The sequence below is a fragment of the Sphingomonas sp. 3-13AW genome (assembly GCF_049311085.1).
Lineage (GTDB): Bacteria > Pseudomonadota > Alphaproteobacteria > Sphingomonadales > Sphingomonadaceae > Sphingomonas.
This window is the reverse complement of the sequence record NZ_JASNVZ010000002.1, coordinates 271104-290695: the sequence shown is the minus strand read 5'-3', so window position 1 is coordinate 290695 and position 19592 is coordinate 271104. Positions and strand designations below refer to the sequence as shown.

The following is a 19592-nucleotide window of genomic DNA, read 5'->3' as shown; positions in this document are numbered from 1 at the left end:
GGCCGGGCACTTTGGTGGCCTGTCCTCCGGCAGCAGATCGACCTCTGGATCGAAGGCGGTGGCAAGAACCCCCAGGACGCTTCCGCGGAAGGGTAGCCCCTCAGCGGACGTGGCGGCGGGACTGGGTTCGGAACGCCAGATGCAGGACGGCAGCCAGCGCCCCCAAGGTGGCGGCACCCAGGGCGGTGATCGTGCCATAGCCCCAGCCAAGCGCCACGACGGCCAGCGCATAGCCGAGTGCCAGCCCGACCCATCCCGCCACGCGCAGACCGCGGCTGGTTTGCGGCGGCAACATGCGGTGCAACAGTGGTCCCTGGTGCCGCGGCTGGCCGTGCATCAGCGCGCTGAAGCTCAGCGCAGCCACGACGAAGAGCAGCAAGTCGATCATGCGAGCGCGAGCTCCTTCGCCTCTCGGGCGCGCTCCGGCGCTTGCTTGGGCGTGTAGCGGTGGACCTTGCGGGCGCTCCAGGCGAGCGCTGCCGCAGTCACCAGCATCACCAAGTCGAAGCTGGGGAACAGCCAGTCGCCGGCAGCCAGGCTGGTGATCGGATTATGCGGCGTCGTCACCGCGTTCACGACGGGGACGAGGGCGTAGAGGACGGCGCCAACCGTCAGAACCTCAACCCATGCCCGTCGCGCCGGGCGGGCGATCGCCCATACCAGCGAGGCGCCCCACACGATGAACATGCAGTGGATCTCCCAGTCGGCGCGGTTGGCCATCTGCAGCGGCAACAGCCGGTTGGCGAGGAAATATGCCGCCATCCCTGCCATCAGACCGCCGATCGCGGCGATGTTGAGGCGCTCCACCAGGCGGAAGCCGAGGTGGGGACGGGCGGGGTCGGGCAGCTTCGCCCGCCGCTTTACGGTCCACAGTACAAGGCCGCTGGCGACCATGATCGTGCCGCCCACGCCCGACAGGAAGTAGAACCAGCGCAGGCCGACCTCGGCGAAGCGGCCAGCGTGCAGGCCGATCATCACGCTTTCGGTCGCGGCTGCGATGCCCTGAACGGGACTGGCCGATACGAACTTGCCCGTCGCTCCCTCAAAGGTGACGGAGGGTCCGCGCGTACCGATCGCGCTGCCCATCGACCGGATCAGGGTCACGGCCGCGGTGCTGTCGCCCGGATTCGCCACCGTGACCACACCCACATCCGCGCCGTTCCACCGCCGCCGCGCTTCTGCGACCATCGGCGCGATGGGGGCCAGGGGCGCAGCGACCCCGGCCCGCTCGACCGGCGGCAGGTCGCCGCGCAGCTGCTGGTAATAGGTGGTCGGCTCCGCATAGTTCGCGGCGATGCCCCAGGGCATGTACATGACCGCCAGCGTCACCAGGCCCGTGTAGGTGATCATCAGGTGGAACGGCAGCGCCGTCACCGCGGTGACATTATGCGCGTCGAGCCAGCTGCGTTGCCCCTTGCCGAAGCGCAGCAGGAAGAAATCGACGAAGATCTTTTTATGGGTGACCATGCCGGAGAGGATCGCGATCAGCATGAACATCGCGGCGATGCCGACGAGGTAGCGCGCCCAATATACCGGCATGTAATGAAGGTCGAAGTGGAAGCGGTAGAGAAAGAAGCCGCCCCGGGTGTCGCGTGCCGCAACCTTGTGCCCGTCGCCGTCGAGCACGGCCTGGGTGTCCTGCCGACGCCGGCCGCCGCCCTTGCGCGGACCTTCTGCCTTTTCGCCCGGGACCCAGTACACGGTTGTCTCGGCACCGCGTGCGCTGGGCAGGGTGATGTACCAGCTCCGCGCGTCCCCGGCTTCCTTGCTCAGCCAGCGAACCGCACCTTCGGCGGACTGAAGCGTGGACGGGCGACCGGTCACCTCCGGTCGCATCCAGCGCGTGATCTCGTCCTGGAAATAGGCGGCGGTCCCGGTGGCGAAGACCGCGAAGAGCAGCCAGCCGAACAGCAAGCCGGTCCAGGTATGCAGCCAGGCCATGCACTGGCGGAAGCCGTCCTTCACAGCCGCCCTCCCGACGCGAGCGACAGCCACAGGGCGCCACTCAGAAGCACCGTCGCGGTGATCAGCCACGCCCACAGCCGCCAGGGAGACCGCACGGCAAAAGCGGTCATTGCCAGCACAGGAAAGATCGCGAACGACAACAGCGTCGACGCCATGCTCGCCTGCTCCGGCGCGATCGGCCAGATGCGAGCGAGCAGCGCCATCGCGAGGGAGGTGACGACGTAATTGCCGATGGTAGCGGCAAGAATGCGAGCGGCGAGGCCGGCCGAGAAACCGCCGGCCTTCTGCTTGGATAGGGAGGCGGTCACGGGCGGCGCACTCGCGGGCCCAGCGGTTGGGGAGGGACCGCGAGCATGTCAGCGCATGCTGCCCTATGGCAGGCCAATGGCTTCGTCACGGTTACTCCCCACTCCGCTATTGCGTGTGGTTCTCAATAAACAACCCGCTACATCTGTAAAGACTTGGTGCGAGTGATTCTCAAAAAAGTCTCGCACGCGAGCGCGAGCAGCATCGTCAGGCCAGTGAGCGGAAACACCAGTCCCGCAGCCAACATCATGATCAGGACCGTTCGATCGGCGGCGTTGTTGGGATTTCGTGGCGGCGCAGAAAGCGTGCCGGGTGTTCGCCGCTTCCACCACATCACCGCCGCGCTGATCGAAAGCAGCACGACCGAGATGCACCCGAACAGCATCAGGAGCCGGTTCGGCTCGCCATATTGCTCACCCTTGTGGGTGGCGATGCCCCATTCCACGACCTTCGCCCCCGCGCCGAAATCGGCAAAGCGCGCGTCCTGCAGCACCCGCCCGCTCCCCGCGTCGAGGTAGAGCGCGCGGCCCTCCTGCGCGCGCGTGATCGACTTGGAGAAGAGGTAGGGCTCCCCTGGCGACGCCGGCAGTCCCAGCACCCAGGGTGCCGCCATGCCGTGTTGGTCGGCAAGCGCCGCCGCCCGGTCGATGCCGATGTCGCCCCGTTGGCCATGCGGTGTCGGCCGACCCTGAAGAGTCCAAGGCAGCTTCTCCGCCATATCGTGCCCGGTGTGGCCGCCGTGCCCCGGCACCGCGACCGCAGAGGCCTTCGGCGGCTCCGGTCGCCCGAGGCCGTTACTGGCGATCGCGGTCCTGAGAGTGGCGCCCCAGACGCCGGTCCAGGGCATGCCCGTGATCGCGAGGAACAGCACCACAGTGCCCGCGACGATCCCGATGGAGGCATGAAGATCGCGCCAGAAGAGGCGGCTGCCTGCTCTCCCGCGCACGCCGATCACCGGACTGCCTCCGCGTGGCCACCAAAGATAGAGGCCGGTGACGACCAGCAGGATCGCCCAGCCACCCACCGCCTCGATCAATCTGTTGCCGACCGGGCCGGTCAGGATCAGGCTATGGAGATCGCGGACCGTCTGGAATACGCCGCCAGGACGCGTGACGGCGAGTACCCGGCCGCGATATGGATCAACCCAGGCGGTGTGCGCCTGACCATCGGCGCTCGTGATCAGCAGCTGCCAGCTGCGGTCCCGATCGGCAGGGCGATCGATCGCGGTGACCTTTGCGCCGGTGGCCTCTTCGACCTTCTCGACGATCGTCGACAGGGGAAGCGAGGATTGCGCCGGCTCGACCAGGACCATCCCGGGATACACCAGCCGCTCCAGCTCCGGCTTGTAGAGGTACAGGCCGCCCGTGATCGCCAACCAGCAGAGGAAGGGCAGCACCAGCAGCCCCGCATAGAAATGCCAACGCCATACTGCGCGATAGAGGGCGGCGGGGCGGGGAACACCCGGTGCCACGCGACCCACCTTCACAGCCGCACTCGCACGGCGCCGTAGACGGCGCGCGGGTCCGCTGGCGCGTGGAGCAACTCGCTGCCGTCCCACCACACATATTCGTACCGCGCGTTGCCGATATTCTTCAGCTGCGCAGAAAGCTCGATCGCCGGCGCCAGCTCGAACGCCAACTCGCCGGTCACGACCACATAGTCGCCGAAGCGGCCACGGTCGTTGGCGGTGGTCAGCTCATAGGCGGACTGGCCGTTCCCCCACAATGACACCCGCCATCGTTCGGCGGGCACCACGTCGATCCCACCGGAGAACAGGTTCTGCGGCACATGGTCGATCCGATTACCGGCCTGTGCAGGCGTCGAAGGATCGGGCGTGGTGATCCGCGCGTGCTGGTAGGAATAGGCGCCCCACAGGCTTACGCCGTCCATCGGCCGGGCGTTGATCTGGACGTCGACGCCCTGGCGGCGCGTCTCGCCCAGGTTGTCGAAGTCTCCGCTGGGATCGTTGAGCCGCCGCTTGATCTCGCCGGTGGCGGTCTGCCGCCAGAGTGCGATGCGACCCTCCAGCCAGTTGCCGCGGGTATATTTCACCCCCGCTTCCCAGCCGGTGTTGATCGAGGGCGCGAGTTCCGTCGTGCGGGGCGGGACCTTGTACGCGCCCGATCCGGCGCCGATCTGGAAGGTGCGGCCATAGTTCGCATAGGCCGTAAGCCCCGCAATCGGCGTCGCTGCCACACTGAGCTTTGGCTGGCTGATCGTGCCATAGTCGTTGACCGCGTAGCGGGCGCCGTTGAGGGGATCGTTGAGATCCCCGGACACGCGATCAACCCGCCACGCCGGTGTGATCTTCAGCCAGGCAGTCGGCTCCACGACTGCCTGGAGGTAGCCGCCGTATACAGTGAGGTCGAACGCCTGGTCACGCGTCTGGCGAATGGTCGCGCGCCGCTCCGTCAGCCAGCGGCGGCTCTGGTTATCCTGGACCTGCACGTCGCCACCCGCTTCGATCAGGAGCCGGTGGAGGAACGAGACCCGGGGCCGGTACTGTACGGCCAGCAGTGCGCCGACCTGGGTTTCGTCGGTCAGCCTCCGCTGCTGCGCGACGCCTGCGGAAAACCGCACATAGCGATCGTCATATTGTGTCGTGACATAGCCCTTCGCCCCGACCGTCAGTTCCGGGGCGACTTCCGCATCCAGGTGCAGGCTGTACTGGCCCAGCCGGCGCTTGCCGCCGTCCGTTTCCGAAATGGCGTAGGAAGCCGAACGATCCGCGGCATTGTCCGCGGCGGTCAGATAACCCGGTTCCTGCGCACGGGACGTCGCGTATCGGGCGATCGCACCGAGCTGCGCAGACCCGAAGTCATAGAACCACTTCCCGGCGAGGTTGCGTCGCCGGAGGTCGGAATGGTCGCGGAACCCATCGGTGTTGCGGATGCCGACGAAGTAATTCTGGCTGAACCCGCCGCGCTCATACCCGGCTGAGACCTGGCCCTCATAGGTGCCGAACGCGCCCGCAAGTACCCGCGCGTCGAGATAGGTGCCACCGATCCGAGTGAGGATGTTCGCGTTGCCGGCGATATTGTGGAGCCCGTAGCGGGGGTCGGACGTGCCGCGGACCAGTTCCACCGCCGCGATGTCGAGCGGCATCACGGCGTCGATGAAGACCATCCCGCCGTCGTTGGCATTGCTAGGGATGCCGTCGATCAGCAGCTTGACGGCGTTGATCTCGCCCTCGCCATTGAAGCCGCGGACAGAGAAGCGGCCCGATGTGTTCCCCTGACTGAAATCGGTGAGGGTGACGCCGGGCAGGCGCGCGAACAGCTCCCAGCTGTTGTCGACGCTCTGCCGCTGGGCAAGGTCGCCGCCCAGCACGTCGACCGAGGTTACAACCTCTCCCGCGGAGCGCGCGAGCCGGTTGCCGGTAACCACCACCTCGCCCACGGTGAGGCTGGTGTCGGAGCCGCGCTGTGGTGGTGGCGGCGGCGGATTAACGGATTGCGCCGCCGCGGGACAGCCCGCGACGACCAGCGCCGCACAGGCGGCGGTCTGTAGAAGATGCATCGAAAAATCCTGATCCGGCGCGCGAGGGCACGCGCCCTGAAAGAGACGGGTGGATCAGAAAGTTGCGGGTGGTCCTCGCAGCGGTGGGCGCAGGAAAGGGGCTGTGGCGAGCGGTAGGCGCAGCGGCAGGCGGAACGCCGCCGCCACGATGAAGAACAGCGCGGCCGCGAGCAGCACAGGGTCGACCGCCGCAAGGGAGGCGGTGGCAGCACCGGCAAAGGCGCACGGCATTTCCCTGGTCGATTCGTCATGCCCGCCGTGATCCGGCTTGCTCGCGCTGTGCGAGCCATGCGCGTCCGCGTCGCCATGGTGCATGGCATGTTCCGCCACGACCGGCTCGACGGGCCCATAGCCCGAGCACATCGCGAAGGTGATGCCCCCGGTGGGGGCCTCGACCAGCATATAGCCGGTCGGGATGACGATCCGCATCAGCAGCGCCGCCGCGATCAGCCAGCCAGCCAATCGGCAATGAGCCAGGAGATGGCGGCGGAGCGCTGTCACGCTGCTGCCGTACCCCCCGGCTCGGCCCGAGTCACGCGCGCAGGTGCGGGAGCCGCTACTTGCCGAGCGTCTTTCGGATCGCGGCCAGGGCGACGGGCCGCATCGCCGCATAGCCTGCCGGTGTCGGGTGAACCCCGTCCGTCGCCATCCCGGGCTTCATCGCACCCTCCGCAGTAGCGAGGGCGGGGTGGTAGTCGACAAAGGTGAACCCGTTCGCTGCGGCATACCGCTTCAGCCAGGCGTTCATCTCGGCGATCTGCGGCGCAGGGCGCTTGTCCGGGCTCCAGGGGAAGGAAGCGGCTGGCGGCACCGACGCCAGCATCACCTTGATGCCATTGGCGCGCGCCAGTTCCGCCATGCTCTGGATGTACCCCTGCACCATCGCCATCGTGGCGGCGCCGGTGTTGCCCGCGATGTCGTTGGTGCCGACCATGATGTGCACGGCTTTTGGCTTCAGGGCGATGACGTCCTCGCGGAAGCGGAGGAGCATCTGCGGTGTGGTCTGGCCGCTGATGCCGCGGTCGACGCGCCCGTCCTTGAAGAAGTCCGGGTCGTCCTTGATCCACCCGTCGGTGATGCTGTCGCCCATGAAGACGACGCTCACCGGCTGGCCTCGCAACGCGGCATTGTCGCGGTGATAGCGGCAGAGCTGCGCCCAGTCGCGCGTCACCTGGTGCAGCTTGGCCATGGTCCGCGCGGCATCGTCCGTCGGCGCGGGATGCACGGGGCAGGGGTCAGTGACGATGCCGACTGCGTCACTGGCGTAGGGGTCGCCCGGCAGTTTTACCTGAGCAGAGGCAGAGTTCGCTGCCCCCGCGAGCAGCAGGGGCAGGAGAACCAGGCGGCAAGAAGCGTGCATTCGCATTTTCTCCGCCATCTCAGTTCGGGCACACGGCGTTGGCGGGATCGGTGACGAGGCGCAGGTCGCCGATCGCGAAGGTGAGCGGTGCCGTCGCGGTGACCGCGAAGACTTCGCTGACCTTGGCGACGTCCGCTCCCTTGTCGCGGAAGCACTTGAGCGGGATGCGGGCCGTGCGCCATTCGGAGCCGGCTGGCGTGAACAAGGTCGACCCGTTGATCCGGCCGCCTCCGAAGGAGAGCGTCACCGGCCCGGTCGCGGCGTTGGTCACGCGGTAGTTCATCTGCAGCAGCAGGTCGGCGTTGGTCTCCCGCGTCAGGTCCAGCTCGCCGCCGGTGATCCGCACGGTGGCTGGCCTGGTGCCGCTCCAGGCGAACTGGTGAGCGCCTTCCTGGGTCTGCGGACCGTCCACCGGCGTCACCTTTACGGCCGCGTCCGCTGCAAGCTTGAACGGTGCCGGCACCTGACCGCGCGCGAAATAGAGGCTGGTGTTGCCGAGGCTCGCATCCACCCCTGCGACTTCGGACAGCCGCGGCACGCTCGTCCGCTGCGCGTAGGAAAGACCATAGCCGAAGGGGAACAGTGGGTCGTAGTTGGGCGCACCCTTGTTGAGCGTGAACTGCCCCGCCGTCTTGGGCCAGCTGAAGGAGAGCTTGCCGGTGAAGTCCCGGCGCGGGCGGCCGCTCGCATCCCCGATCAGCACATCGGCGACACCGCCACCCTCGCTTCCGGGAAACCATGCGGCGACAAACGCATCCGACTGGTTGATCTCCGGGTTCACCCACATCGGCCGGCCGGACAGGAAGACCGAAACGGTCGGCACGCCGGCCGCCTTCAGCTTCTTGAGCAGTTCGAGCGACTGCTTGTCACCCGGCTGGAATTCCAGCGTGCGAACGTCGCCGCGCATTTCGGCATAGGGCATCTCGCCGAACACCACGATCGCCACGTCGGGCTTCTTCGTGAAGCTGCCGTCGGGGCTGAGCGTTGCCGTGCCGCCGCTCGCCTTCATCGCCTGGGCGATGCCCGAGAAGATGGACTGGCCGTTCGGGAAATCGGCATTGGTGTTGCCGTCACCCTGCCAGCTCAGCGTCCAGCCACCGGACTGGCGCCCGATATCGTCGGCGGCATCACCCGCGACGAGGACGTTGGCGCTCGCCTTGATGGGCAGGACGCCGGAGTTCTTGAGCAGGACGAGGCTCTTGGCCACCGCTTCGCGGGCGATCGCGCGGTGCTCGGGGGATCCCATCACCTGCGGACGCGCTTCATAGGGGCGGGCGGGGTCGAACAGGCCTAGCTTCGCTTTCACCCGCAGGATGCGGCGGACGGCGTCGTCGAGCCGCGACATCGGGATGCGGCCGTCCTTGGCCGCAGCGACTGTGGTTTCGAAGAGGCCCTTCCAGCTGTCCGGCGCCATCGCCATGTCCAGCCCGGCGTTGAACGTGGCGGCGCAGTCCGTGTTCGTGCAACCCGCGACCTGCCCATGCCCGTTCCAGTCGCCCACGACGAACCCGTCGAAGCCCATCCGGCCCTTCAGCACATCGGTCAGCAGCGAGCGATTGCCGTGCATCTTGGAACCGTTCCAGCTGCTGAACGACGCCATCACGGTCATCGTGCCGGCGTCGACGGCGGCCGGATAGCCGGCATTGTGAATGCGGATGAGCGTGTCCTCGTCGACCTGCGTATCGCCCTGGTCGATGCCGTTGGCAGTGCCGCCGTCGCCCAGAAAATGCTTCACGCTGGCCGAGACATGCCCCGCCTGGATCGGCCCCTTGCCGCTGGCTACCGCCTTGCTGCGGCCCTGGAGGCCCTCGACCATCGCACCGGCGTAGGATCGGACCACCGCCGGGTCTTCCGAATACCCCTCATACGCGCGGCCCCAGCGGTCGTCCTGCGGCACCGCCAGCGTGGGGCCGAACGCCCAGTCGAACCCGGCAGCGGCCGTTTCTGCTGCCGTGGCCATGCCGATGCGGCGGATCAGGTCGGGATCGCGCATGGCGCCGAGACCGACGTTGTGGGGGAAGATCGTCGCGCCCACGACATTGCTGTTGCCGTGCACCGCGTCGATGCCGAACATCAGTGGGATCGGGACATGGCCGGGGCGCTTCTCCATAGCGACCTTGCTGAAGGCTTGCGTGGTTGCCACCCAGGCCCCGGCAGGCGAGCGATCCGGTGCACTCAGGGGCGGCGAGCTGCCACCTGCCAGGATGCTGCCCAGCGGATAGCGGCGCAGATCCTCAGGCGTGATCGCACTGGTGTCGGCCTGGATCATCTGGCCGACTTTTTCCTCCAGCGACATCTGCGTCATCAGCCGGGTGACAAAGGCCTCGGTCGCGGGATCGATGAGGTCCGGGCTCTTCGCAGCCGGCCAGCGAGCGGCATGCGCCGTGCTTTGGGCGCCGTCGGAAGAGCTTGTCGCCTGCTGCGCCGCCAGCGGAGCTGTGAAAATCGCTGCGCCCGCCAACAGGCCGCTCAGCATCGAAAGCCTGGTCATGCATCCCTCCCAATATCGCCTGTTAGCGACCTGCGTTCTTCGTACCGTAATGTGGACGATCGTAACGCTATTCGAAAAATAGTTCGTCTAATACCTTCTGCGGGCTTGGCGTCGGGCCTCGCAGATGCTTCATCGTTGCCGACATGCGCCAACCCGACAGGAAACCCCGAGCACGCAACGGCCGCCAGAGCGGAGCGCCGACGATTTCCGATGTAGCGGAGCTCGCCGGAGTCTCGACGATGACGGTATCGCGCGTCATCAACGGTGAGGGAAGCGTCCGCGAAACGACTCGCCGGACGGTCCTCGATGCGATTGCCGAGCTTCACTATGCGCCCAACCGGGCTGCACGCAGCCTCGCCGGCGCTGCCCAGCTGCGGATGGCCTTGCTCTACAGCAATCCCAGCTCGTCCTATCTGAGCGAGTTTCTGGTCGGCAGCCTCGATCAGGCCGGCCGCAGCGACATCCAGCTGGTCGTCGAGAAATGTGAGGGGAATGGCGACGAGCGCCGTGTTGCCCAGCGGCTGATCAGCGGCATCGACGGCATCATCCTCCCGCCGCCGCTGTGCGACTCGCAGGCAATGCTCGAATATTGCGCGGAAGTGGGCGTGCCGACCGTCGTGGTGGCGACCGGCAAGCCGCCGGCCGATGCCACGGCGGTCCTGATCAACGACCGTGCCGCCGCCCGTGAAATGACCCGGCACCTGCTGTCGCTCGGCCACATGCGGATCGGCTTCATCACCGGCAATCCGAACCAGACGGTCAGCCAGGAGCGGCTGGAGGGGTATCGGGCGGCACTGGCCGAGGCCGGTATTCCGCAGGACCCCGCGCTTGAGGTCGGTGCGCTGTTCACCTATCGCTCCGGACTGGACGCGGCCGAGGTGCTGCTGGACCTGGAGTCCCCGCCGACCGCGATCTTCGCGAGCAACGACGACATGGCGGCAGCGACGGTGGCGGTGGCGCACCGCCGCGGGCTGGACGTGCCCGGCGACCTCACCGTGTGCGGATTCGACGACAGCCCGGTTGCCACCACGATCTGGCCGGAACTCACCACGATCAACCAGCCGATTGCCGAAATGTCCCGCGCGGCCGTCGCCCTGCTGGCCGAGCGCATCCGCGCACAGCGCGGCGGGCACGAGGATCCCGTTCGACGGGAGGTGCTGGATTATACCCTGGTCCGGCGCCAGTCCGACGCCTCGCCCCGCAAGCGCCCGCGGGCGCGGGCCCAGCAATAACAAACCGGCCCGGACGCTCCGCACCCTGGCCGGTTCGCATGTCACCGATGTTTCCTCTCAGCGCCAGCCGGCGTCGATGAAATAGTCGTGTCCCGTGCACATCCGGGCATCATCGGACGCCAGGAACAGCACCAGCGCAGCGACATCGGTCGGCTGGATACGTCCGTCGAGGCATTGACCCGCGATGATCTCGGCTTCGCCTTCCGGCGTATACCAACGCTCCTGTCGGGGCGTCTGCACGTTGCCGGGGACAATCGTGTTTACGCGAATGTTCTGACGGCCAAGGTCGCGCGCCAGGCTGCGCGTCAGCCCTTCGATTGCTGCCTTGGACGTCTGGTAGAGAACGAGCTCTGGCAGGGCGAGGTGCCAGCTGATCGAGCCGAAGTTCAGGATGACGCCGCCGCCGCCCTGCTTCATCGCCGGGGCGACCGCCTGTGCCGCAAAGAACTGGTGGCGCAGGTTCACCGCAAGCCGTTCGTCCCAATAATCGGGCGTCACTTCCTCGATGGTATGGCGGTCGTCGTTGCCGGCGTTGTTGATCAGGATATCGACGCCGCCGAGTGCCGCTTCCATCTCCCGAAAACAGCTGCGCAGTGCCTCGATGTCGGTGAGGTTGCACGAAAAGAACAGCGGCGCATGCTCGGCATCGACCGACAGCCGCGCGACGAGCTTGTGGCTCGGCTCCTCCGCAATGTCGACAAAGGCGACGCGCGCACCCTGCGCGACGAACGCCTCGGTCAGCCCTTCGCCGATCCCCGAGCCGCCCCCGGTGACGATCACCCGCTTGTCCTTCAGGCTGGGGTAGCTCGCCCGCCGTTCGGCCGTACTCGTTTGCTGCAACACGCAAGTCCTCTCAAGGATGGTCGATGAGCTCAGGCTGCCAACAGGCCGCGCTGTGCCAAATTCTGCATCAGGGCGCCGATCCCCTGGCTCCAGGGGGCAGCCGCCTTGGACGTCGTAACCGTGTTGACGAGCGTGCCGAGCGGCGCGCTCGAAATCGTGACCCTGTCGCCCACCTTGTGGGTGAAGCCGCGGCCCGGCGCGTCGCGGTCCTGCGTCGGCGCGAACAGCGTTCCCAGGAACAATACCAGCCCATCAGGATACTGGTGCTCGCTCATCGCCTGGGCGAGCAACGTCTCGGGATCGCGGCTGATCTCGCGCATCGTGCTGTAGCCGTCGAGCGTATAGCCCTCGGTACCTTCGATGTGCAGCGTCACTTCGGCCGAGCGCACGTCGTCCATGCTGAAGCTGTCGTCGAACAGGCGCACGAACGGCCCGACCGAGCAGGATGCGTTGTTATCCTTGGCTTTGCCCAAAAGCAGCGCCGAACGGCCTTCGAAGTCGCGCAGGTTGACGTCGTTGCCCAGCGTCGCGCCGACTGCACGGCCGTTCGCATCGGCAAGCAGCACGACTTCCGGCTCAGGGTTGTTCCAGGTCGAGTCCGAACGCACACCGACTTCGGCGCCCCAGCCGACGGTGGAGAGCACCGGGGCCTTGGTGAAGATCTCTGCATCCGGGCCGATCGCGACCTCCAGATACTGCGACCACAGGCCATCGGCGATCAGCGCGTCCTTGAGGGCGGCCGCTTCCGGCGAACCGGGCACCACCGAACGGATGCTGCCACCCAATGCGGATTCGAGCCGGCTGCGAACTTCAGCGGCACGTTCATGATCGCCGCGCGCGCCTTCCTCGATCACGCGCTCGAGCGCGGACACGGCAAACGTGACGCCCGCTGCCTTGACGCACTGGAGATCGATCGGGCTCAAAAGGCGGACAGCGGCGTCCGCATCCGGCGAAAGGCCGAGGGCTTCGAGATCGCCGAGCGCTTCGCCGCCAGTCGGTTCGCGCACGCCCTTTTCGATGAGCGCAGACACCGTCGGTGCCACGGTCGCCATGTCATAGACGATGCCGTCCCGGACGAGCACGGGGGACGGGCCGTGGCCGCGATCGATGCGGCCCAACAACGTCGCGCTGCGCCAGTCGGCCGGCAGCGCGCTCACGATCGACGTGGCAGTAATTGTCATTATCCTCTCCAGACTTGTTAGCGGTATCGTCCAAGCGATCTGCGGCCGTCAAGTCACCGTTGCGGCTGTTGTTGCCGCTCGTCGCACGGGTCGCGGTACAACCCTACTTGTCGGTGGTCCCCGCACAGCCCAGCTACCGCATCATGAGGCTCAAGCAACTGCGTCCGCTGCTCCAAGGGGAGCTGGTCTACCCCGGGCGGGTCTCCCACCTCGTGAACGCGCCGGGCGCGGTGCGGGAGAGGGTGGAAACCCGCGCGGGCGTACTATCCGGCGTACGTGCCGCGCATGGACGCGCGTTCCTCGGCATCCCCTATGCCGCACCGCCGGTCGGTGCGCTTCGGTGGCGCGCACCCCAGCCGGCGACCGCGTGGAAGGGGGAGCGGGACGCATCGCGTACCGGCTCGCCAGCAGTGCAGACCGTCGGCCAGGGGCGGTTTGCGCCGGTGACGGGGAGCGAGGACTGTCTGTACCTGAACCTCTATGCGCCGCCCGGTGACCCGCCCGCCGCCGGGTGGCCGGTGATGGTGTACCTCCACGGCGGCGCCTTCGCGCTTGGCGCGTCAGACAACTACGATCCCAGCCTGCTTGCCACCGAGCAGGAAGTGATCGTGGTCGCTCCCAATTACCGCCTGGGCGCCTTCGGATTTTTCGCACATCCGGCCCTGGCCGAGGAGGAGCCGGACGGGGGATCGGGCAATTTCGGCTTGCTGGATCAGCAGGCGGCGCTCCGGTGGGTCCGCGACAACATCAAGTCCTTTGGCGGCGATCCGGACCGGGTGACGCTGTTCGGGGAGTCGGCCGGGGCGTGGAGCGCTTCTTACCAGATGTTGTCGCCAGGCGCGGCGGGATTGTTCCACCGGGTGATCCTGCAAAGCGGAAGTGCGACCGATCCGCTCTCGATCGTCGCGGCTGAGGAAGCAGAACGGGACGGGGTCGCTTTCGCGCGCAATCTTGGGGCGGAGGGCCCCGGAGCGCTCGATCGCCTGCGCGCAGTTTCAGCGGCATCGGTGGCGCGCGCGCCTGCAGTGCGGCGCGGCATCATGGGGCCGGGAAGCTGGGGCCCGGTGTGGGGCGAAGCGGTCATCCCGGTGGAGCCGAACCGCGCCTTCGCCAAGGGGCGCTACAACGACATGCCCGTGATCGTCGGCACCAACAGCGAGGAGGGGCGCCTCTTCGCGCTCGGCGTCACCAGTCACGCTGTCTATGAAGCCCGGGTCCGGTTCGATTGGGGCGCGGATGCCGACGCGGTCCTGGCGCATTATCCCGCCACCACCCGCGCACAGGCGCAACAGGTGTTTGCCGACCTGCTGACCGATGCCCGCTTCGCGCATCCGGCGGAGCGGCTGCGGCGGCGTATCGCCGACCGAACGCCGGTCTACGCCTATCGCTTCGATGATGCCGCTGCCCCGTTCACGATCCCGCACCCATGGGCGCCGTCCCCGCTGCGCGCCTACCACGCGGGGGAGCTGGCCTATATATTCGGCACCCGCTGGGTTCTCGCCAACCCGGCCCGCTTCACGCCAGCCCAGGCCGCGCTCGCCCGGCGGATGCGAGACGCCTGGGGCGAATTTGCCCGTGGCGAGACGCCGACGGACTGGCCGCGGTACACCGAAGCCAACCCCGTCTTGCGAGTCTTTGCGCCCGAAGGCGACCGGACAGAGACGGACTTCGCCGAGCGGCATCGCTGCGAATTCTGGGAAGCGCGCCTAGGCTGATACAGGCGCCATCACCCGGATCGCGCCCGCTGCGATGCGCGCGGTGATCGGGGTGGTGGCGAGAACTTCGCCATCGATCGAAATCGGCAGCGGCGGCTTGGTCGCGATCCGCAGCTCCTGCGCGTGGAAGGTGACGATGTCCTCGCGTCGCGAGTCCAGTCCCAGCACGGTGCCGCCCCAGTTGCGCAGCAATCCGCGCCGACCGTTCCGGGCGACCGCCTGGACGATGATCTCGCCGCTATCCAGCCGCGCTTCCTCGATCATCTCGACGCCGCCGTGGAAGCGGCCGTTGGAGATGCGGACCTCCGTCGCGTGCATCCGCTTCGCGTCGGGGCCGTCACCGATGACGAGTTCGAACGGACGGAAACGCGCGAACTGCAGCGCAGCCCAGGCCAGATACCCGGCCCGGCCGAACCAGCGCTTCAGCTTGTGCGGAATGGTGCTGGCGATCTGTGGCGAGATGCCGATTGCCGCGCAATTGGCGAAATAGTCGGCGTCTATCATGCCGAGATCGATCTGCCGGGGCTCTCCGGAGCGCAGCACCTCGACGGCGCCTTCCATTTCCAGCGGGATGCCCAAGGTACGTGCAAAGCTGTTCGCGGTGCCGAGCGGCAGCACCCCCAGGATCGTGTCGGTGCCGACCAGGTGATCGACCAGGCTGCTGATGGTGCCATCGCCACCGCCCAGGATCAGCAGATCCGGCTTCTTCGCCATGACCTCCTTCATGGTGTCCTGAAGGCGGTCGGGATCTTCAACGGGATGGGGATCGACGTCGAACGGCAGGCCGCTCAGAGCGGCACACGCCTGTTCGAATTGATCCTGCCCGGTACGGGATTGCGTATTAACGACCAGCGCGGCCGAGCGGATCTTGTCCATGCACCCCCAACGCGCGAAGGGCTCGCAGGATGCACGCGGGGATGCGTGGCCTGCGCTTGCGCGCCGCCGGAGCTTGGCCCACACAGCGGCCCATGTCTATCGCAGCTTATCCCGCGCTCCGCCTTCGTCGTACCCGTGCCGCCGAGTGGAGCCGGCGGATGCACGCCGAGACGGTGCTGACCCCCGCGGACCTGATCTGGCCGCTCTTCATCACCGGCGGGGAAGGTGAGGAGCCGGTCGCAGCATTGCCCGGCGTGTCGCGCTGGTCGATGTCGGGTCTTGTCGAGCGTGCTCGCGAAGCCCGCGACCTCGGCATTCCGTGCCTCGCGCTGTTCCCGAACACCCCCGCGGATCTGCGTAGCGAACTCGGCGAGGAATCCTTCAACCCGGACAATCTGATGTGCCGCGCAATTGCGACCATCAAGGATGCGGTGCCGGAGGTCGGGCTGCTCACCGATGTCGCCCTCGATCCCTATACCAGCCACGGCCACGACGGGCTGGTGGACGACCGCGGCTATGTGATGAACGATGCCACGGCCGAACAGCTCGTCCGCCAGGCGCTGGCGCAGGCACGGGCTGGCGCCGACATCATCGCGCCGTCCGACATGATGGACGGTCGCATCGGCCTGATCCGCGATGCGCTCGAAGCCGATGGGCATCACAACGTCCAGATCATGGCCTATGCCGCCAAATATGCGAGCGGCTTCTATGGCCCGTTCCGCGACGCCGTAGGTTCGCGTGGGCTGCTGAAGGGCGACAAGAAGACCTATCAGATGAACCCGGCCAATGCCGAAGAGGCGCTGCGGGAAGTCGCGCTGGACTTGTCGGAGGGTGCCGACAGCGTGATGGTGAAGCCCGGACTTCCCTATCTGGACATCATCCTGCGGGTGAAGACGGCCTTCGAAGTCCCTGTTTTTGCGTACCAAGTCTCTGGCGAGTACGCGATGATCGAGGCGGCGGCAGCGGTCGGTGCCGGCGATCGCGACGGCCTGGTGCTCGAGACGCTGATGGCGTTCAAACGCGCCGGCTGTACGGGCGTGCTGACCTATCACGCGGCACATGCGGCACGGCTGCTCGGTGCGTGATGCAGACCGGTTGCGGATGGCTGTCCGAGGTGCGGCACTACCGGGTGTTTGCCTGAGGTGACGGACCCTGTGCCGGATCTTCCCCGCCCGGGGCCAACACGCGCCCTGTTCGTGCTCACGATCCTCACGGGGTCGTTCCTGCTGTTCCTGATCCAGCCGATGGTTGCGCGCATGGCGTTGCCGCGGCTCGGCGGAGCGCCGGCGGTCTGGAACTCGGCGATGCTGGTGTACCAGGCGCTGCTTCTGGGCGGCTATGCCTATGCCCATTGGCTCGCGCACCGCCGCCCGCGGACGCAGGCGCTGGTTCATCTCGGGCTGTTCGCGGTCGCGGCATTATGGCTCCCGATCGGGCTGTCAGCGATGCGGCTGCCGAGCGGAGCGGAGCCCGCTTTGTGGGTGCCCTGGCTGCTCGGCGCCTCCATCGGCCCCTTGTTCTTCGCGGTCTCTGCCCAGGCGCCGCTGATGCAGCGCTGGTATTCGGCAGCGACCGGTGGGCGCGATCCATACGCGCTCTACGCCGCATCCAATGTCGGCAGCTTTGCCGGGCTCCTCGCCTACCCGCTGCTGGTCGAGCCCCGGCTGGCGCTTGCCGGGCAGAGCTGGCTGTGGACGGGCGGCTATCTGTTCCTGGTGCTGCTGGTCGCGGGCTGCGCGCTGCTGCTGCCGCGCAGTGGTCCCGCCGCCCAGCACCCGCCGCTCACCAGCGCTGCACCCACCCGGCGCCGCGTCTGGTGGTGGATCGCCCTGGCGTTCGTGCCCTCGGCGTTGATGATCGTCACGTCGAGCTACCTGACGACCGATATCGTCGCGGTGCCGCTGCTTTGGGTGCTGCCGCTGGGGCTGTATCTCCTCAGCTTCACGGTCGCGTTCGCTGCGCGGAGGGGCGCCGCGCGGTTCCTAACGCAATATGCGCCGGTGGTGGTACTCGTGTTCGGCAGCATCGTCGTTTCCGGCCATCACGACTATCCGGTCCTGAACGCCGTGATGGCGCTGTTGCTGCTGTTCGTCATCTCGGTCGCGTTGCACAGCTGCATGTACGCGCATCGCCCTGCGCCAGAACGGCTGACCGGTTTTTACCTCGCAATGTCGTTCGGCGGCGCTTTGGGCGGTGTGTTCGCGGGACTGGTGGCGCCGGTCGTGTTCGACTGGACCTATGAATATCCGCTGCTGATCCTGGCAGCTGGCGTGCTCGCGCCCCAGCACTTCCTGGTCCCCATCACGGCGCAGCTGTGGAGCGGCGGCCCCAAGCGCCGACGCATCGTCGCCGCCGTGATGCTGGCCGTCACCGCCGCCGCGGTCTGGTTCGGGCTGGATCCCGAGGCGACCCTAGCGGGTGGCAGCCGCCAGGGCATGGTGTTCGTGATGCTCGCGGTCCTCGGCCTGTTCGCCATCGGCGTGCGGCCCGTGTTTGCCTGCATCGTCGCGGGCTCGCTGTTCCTGTTCGGCGTGTACGACGCGCTGCGGCTCTCGGCGATCCCGGGCGCACGCACCCGCAGCTATTTCGGGGTCTACACCATCACCGATCGACCGGGTGCGCGCGACCTGGCGCACGGCACGACCCTTCATGGCGTGCAGCTGCTCGGAAGCGAGGCGCGGTTGCGGCAGCCGACGACCTATTATGTCCCGGATTCCGGCGTCGGGCTCGCCATGCGGGCGCTACCTTCGCTGTACCGCCACGGCGCGCGGGTGGGCGTCGTCGGCCTGGGTACGGGCACGCTCGCCTGCTACGCCCAGCCGGGGCAGCACTGGCGCTTTTACGAGATCGACCCGGCGGTGGTCCGCATTGCCAGTGGCAGCGGCCGGTTCAGCTTCCTCTCTCGCTGTCTCCCAGACGCCGACATCAAGCTCGGCGACGCTCGGCTGTCCCTGAGCGAAGAGCCGTCCGACGAACTCGACCTGCTCGTGCTCGACGCGTTTACCTCCGACGCGGTGCCGCTCCACCTGATGACGCGGGAGGCATTTGCAACCTATGCGCGGGTGCTGGCTCCCGACGGCTTGCTGCTGCTCCACACGTCCAACCGCTATATCGCGATGGAGCAGGTGGTCGCCGCGACGATCGCCGGCACGGGCTGGCACGCCGCAGCGCTCGACTTCTCACCCAGCGAGGATGCGGTCGAACAGGATGCCAGCGCTTCGCAATGGCTCGTGCTGGGGCGGGGCCCGAGCTTCGAGCGGTTGGTCGGCACGAACGCCGGCTGGCGCGAGCTGCAAGTCGATCCGCGGTTGCAACCCTGGACCGATGATTATGCCTCGATCGTCCCCGTGCTGCGCGGCATCACCATCGACGCCGACTGAGCGGGCTCAGGCGAGCAGCGCCTCGATGGCGCGGAGACGATCGAACTGGGCCGCCGCCCGTGCGGTTACCGTTTCCCGCGCAGCAGTCAGGGCGGGGTAGGGCGGCTGCCCGGCGACGGCACGGTCGATCGCGAGCTGTTCCAGTTCGGCCGCCGGTCCCTGGATGGCGGTGCGAGCGACATCCACTTCCGCAAGCGCCATTTGCGCGTTCAGCCACGGCTCGCTGCCTTCTGCAGAACCCCGCGCGCCGCGCGCCACTTGCTCGGCCGTATTGGCGGCTTTCGCGAAACCGGCGTCTGCTGCCTCGACTTCCTGCATGAGCTTGGCGATCTGCGCGTCGAGCGCCGGGTCCGGGGCCGCGACGGGGAGCGGGCGGTCCGGCTCCGCATCGCTGCGCTGCTCGATCGGACGGGGCAGAAGCGACGGGAAATCGCCGCGGTCCTGGGCGCAGCTCGAGGTGAGAACAACGGGGACGAGAAGGAGAAATGGCCTGCGCATGACGCGGGTCTAGGTCGTGGAGAAAAACTGCGCAACGGGCTTGCGTCCCCGAAAACCCCCGCCTATTAGGCCACCTCCACCGGGCGCCCGTAGCTCAGCTGGATAGAGCATCAGACTACGAATCTGAGGGTCGGACGTTCGAATCGTTCCGGGCGCACCATCGAAAGCCCTGCCAGGCATTTGCCCGGCAGGGCTTTTGTGCATCTGGGACTGATGGACTGGGGCG

At 67.4% G+C, this 19592-nt stretch carries 16 protein-coding genes and 1 tRNA gene; 5 read left to right on the top strand and 12 right to left on the bottom strand.

What is annotated here, in order from left to right:
- Window positions 1-100: 100 nt before the first annotated feature.
- The 8 genes from QP045_RS04445 to QP045_RS04410 form a co-directional block, all read right to left on the bottom strand.
- Window positions 101-388, bottom strand: a complete 288-nt coding sequence (locus tag QP045_RS04445; protein WP_422513752.1) for a DUF3325 domain-containing protein — start codon at window positions 386-388, stop codon at window positions 101-103.
- Window positions 385-1965: a PepSY-associated TM helix domain-containing protein gene (locus QP045_RS04440; protein ID WP_422513751.1), complete on the bottom strand. Its 1581-nt coding sequence runs from the start codon at window positions 1963-1965 to the stop codon at window positions 385-387. Before QP045_RS04440 ends, QP045_RS04445 begins: the two co-directional genes overlap by 4 nt.
- Entirely contained in the window at window positions 1962-2273 is a 312-nt protein-coding gene (locus QP045_RS04435; RefSeq protein WP_422513750.1) for a hypothetical protein, read from the bottom strand. Before QP045_RS04435 ends, QP045_RS04440 begins: the two co-directional genes overlap by 4 nt.
- 137 nt (window positions 2274-2410) lie before the next feature.
- Window positions 2411-3742: a PepSY-associated TM helix domain-containing protein gene (locus tag QP045_RS04430; protein WP_422513749.1), complete on the bottom strand. Its 1332-nt coding sequence runs from the start codon at window positions 3740-3742 to the stop codon at window positions 2411-2413.
- A gap of 11 nt (window positions 3743-3753) precedes the next feature.
- Window positions 3754-5790: a TonB-dependent receptor gene (locus QP045_RS04425; RefSeq protein ID WP_422513748.1), complete on the bottom strand. Its 2037-nt coding sequence runs from the start codon at window positions 5788-5790 to the stop codon at window positions 3754-3756.
- Window positions 5791-5844: 54 nt separating this feature from the next.
- Window positions 5845-6252 carry a hypothetical protein gene (locus QP045_RS04420; RefSeq protein ID WP_422513747.1) on the bottom strand — a complete coding sequence of 136 codons (408 nt, stop codon included), beginning with the start codon at window positions 6250-6252 and terminating at the stop codon, window positions 5845-5847.
- A 94-nt stretch (window positions 6253-6346) separates the two neighbouring features.
- On the bottom strand, window positions 6347-7150 hold the full coding sequence (locus tag QP045_RS04415) for an SGNH/GDSL hydrolase family protein (RefSeq protein WP_422513746.1): 804 nt from the start codon (window positions 7148-7150) through the stop codon (window positions 6347-6349).
- A gap of 19 nt (window positions 7151-7169) precedes the next feature.
- Window positions 7170-9641, bottom strand: a complete 2472-nt coding sequence (locus QP045_RS04410) for a glycoside hydrolase family 3 N-terminal domain-containing protein (RefSeq protein WP_422513745.1) — start codon at window positions 9639-9641, stop codon at window positions 7170-7172.
- A gap of 143 nt (window positions 9642-9784) precedes the next feature.
- Between QP045_RS04410 and QP045_RS04405 the strand changes: the two genes are divergently transcribed.
- Entirely contained in the window at window positions 9785-10873 is a 1089-nt protein-coding gene (locus QP045_RS04405; RefSeq protein WP_422513744.1) for a LacI family DNA-binding transcriptional regulator, read from the top strand.
- 57 nt (window positions 10874-10930) lie between these two features.
- Here QP045_RS04405 and QP045_RS04400 read toward each other — a convergent pair whose 3' ends face one another.
- A complete protein-coding gene (locus QP045_RS04400) occupies window positions 10931-11716 on the bottom strand; it encodes an SDR family NAD(P)-dependent oxidoreductase (RefSeq protein ID WP_422513743.1) in 786 nt (261 codons plus the stop codon).
- A 29-nt stretch (window positions 11717-11745) separates the two neighbouring features.
- Window positions 11746-12897 carry a fumarylacetoacetate hydrolase family protein gene (locus QP045_RS04395; RefSeq protein WP_422513742.1) on the bottom strand — a complete coding sequence of 384 codons (1152 nt, stop codon included), beginning with the start codon at window positions 12895-12897 and terminating at the stop codon, window positions 11746-11748.
- A 143-nt stretch (window positions 12898-13040) separates the two neighbouring features.
- Here QP045_RS04395 and QP045_RS04390 point away from each other — a divergent pair, with 143 nt between their 5' ends.
- Window positions 13041-14612 carry a carboxylesterase/lipase family protein gene (locus tag QP045_RS04390; RefSeq protein WP_422513741.1) on the top strand — a complete coding sequence of 524 codons (1572 nt, stop codon included), beginning with the start codon at window positions 13041-13043 and terminating at the stop codon, window positions 14610-14612.
- Here the strand turns inward: QP045_RS04390 and QP045_RS04385 are convergent.
- On the bottom strand, window positions 14604-15488 hold the full coding sequence (locus tag QP045_RS04385; protein ID WP_422513740.1) for a diacylglycerol/lipid kinase family protein: 885 nt from the start codon (window positions 15486-15488) through the stop codon (window positions 14604-14606). The two genes, QP045_RS04390 and QP045_RS04385, sit on opposite strands and share 9 nt — an antisense overlap.
- Before the next feature lie 92 nt (window positions 15489-15580).
- On the opposite strand from QP045_RS04385, the gene hemB reads away from it, so the two are divergent.
- Complete coding sequence (hemB, locus tag QP045_RS04380; RefSeq protein WP_422513739.1) at window positions 15581-16573, top strand: porphobilinogen synthase; 993 nt, start codon at window positions 15581-15583, stop codon at window positions 16571-16573.
- 57 nt (window positions 16574-16630) lie between these two features.
- Entirely contained in the window at window positions 16631-18868 is a 2238-nt protein-coding gene (locus QP045_RS04375) for a spermidine synthase (RefSeq protein ID WP_422513738.1), read from the top strand.
- 6 nt (window positions 18869-18874) lie between these two features.
- Here the strand turns inward: QP045_RS04375 and QP045_RS04370 are convergent, their stop codons facing one another.
- Complete coding sequence (locus tag QP045_RS04370; RefSeq protein ID WP_422513737.1) at window positions 18875-19366, bottom strand: hypothetical protein; 492 nt, start codon at window positions 19364-19366, stop codon at window positions 18875-18877.
- Between the two features lie 83 nt (window positions 19367-19449).
- Here QP045_RS04370 and QP045_RS04365 point away from each other — a divergent pair.
- A tRNA-Arg gene (locus tag QP045_RS04365) sits at window positions 19450-19526 on the top strand.
- Window positions 19527-19592 lie beyond the last annotated feature (66 nt).

Coding starts and splice junctions, on each gene's coding strand:
- QP045_RS04410 (WP_422513745.1), bottom strand. CDS start 9,641: ATGACCAGGCTTTCGATGCTGAGCGGCCTGTTGGCGGGCGCAGCGATT.
- QP045_RS04425 (WP_422513748.1), bottom strand. CDS start 5,790: ATGCATCTTCTACAGACCGCCGCCTGTGCGGCGCTGGTCGTCGCGGGC.
- QP045_RS04390 (WP_422513741.1), top strand. CDS start 13,041: ATGAGGCTCAAGCAACTGCGTCCGCTGCTCCAAGGGGAGCTGGTCTAC.
- QP045_RS04415 (WP_422513746.1), bottom strand. CDS start 7,150: ATGCACGCTTCTTGCCGCCTGGTTCTCCTGCCCCTGCTGCTCGCGGGG.
- QP045_RS04395 (WP_422513742.1), bottom strand. CDS start 12,897: ATGACAATTACTGCCACGTCGATCGTGAGCGCGCTGCCGGCCGACTGG.
- QP045_RS04385 (WP_422513740.1), bottom strand. CDS start 15,488: ATGGACAAGATCCGCTCGGCCGCGCTGGTCGTTAATACGCAATCCCGT.
- hemB (WP_422513739.1), top strand. CDS start 15,581: ATGTCTATCGCAGCTTATCCCGCGCTCCGCCTTCGTCGTACCCGTGCC.
- QP045_RS04445 (WP_422513752.1), bottom strand. CDS start 388: ATGATCGACTTGCTGCTCTTCGTCGTGGCTGCGCTGAGCTTCAGCGCG.
- QP045_RS04405 (WP_422513744.1), top strand. CDS start 9,785: ATGCGCCAACCCGACAGGAAACCCCGAGCACGCAACGGCCGCCAGAGC.
- QP045_RS04370 (WP_422513737.1), bottom strand. CDS start 19,366: ATGCGCAGGCCATTTCTCCTTCTCGTCCCCGTTGTTCTCACCTCGAGC.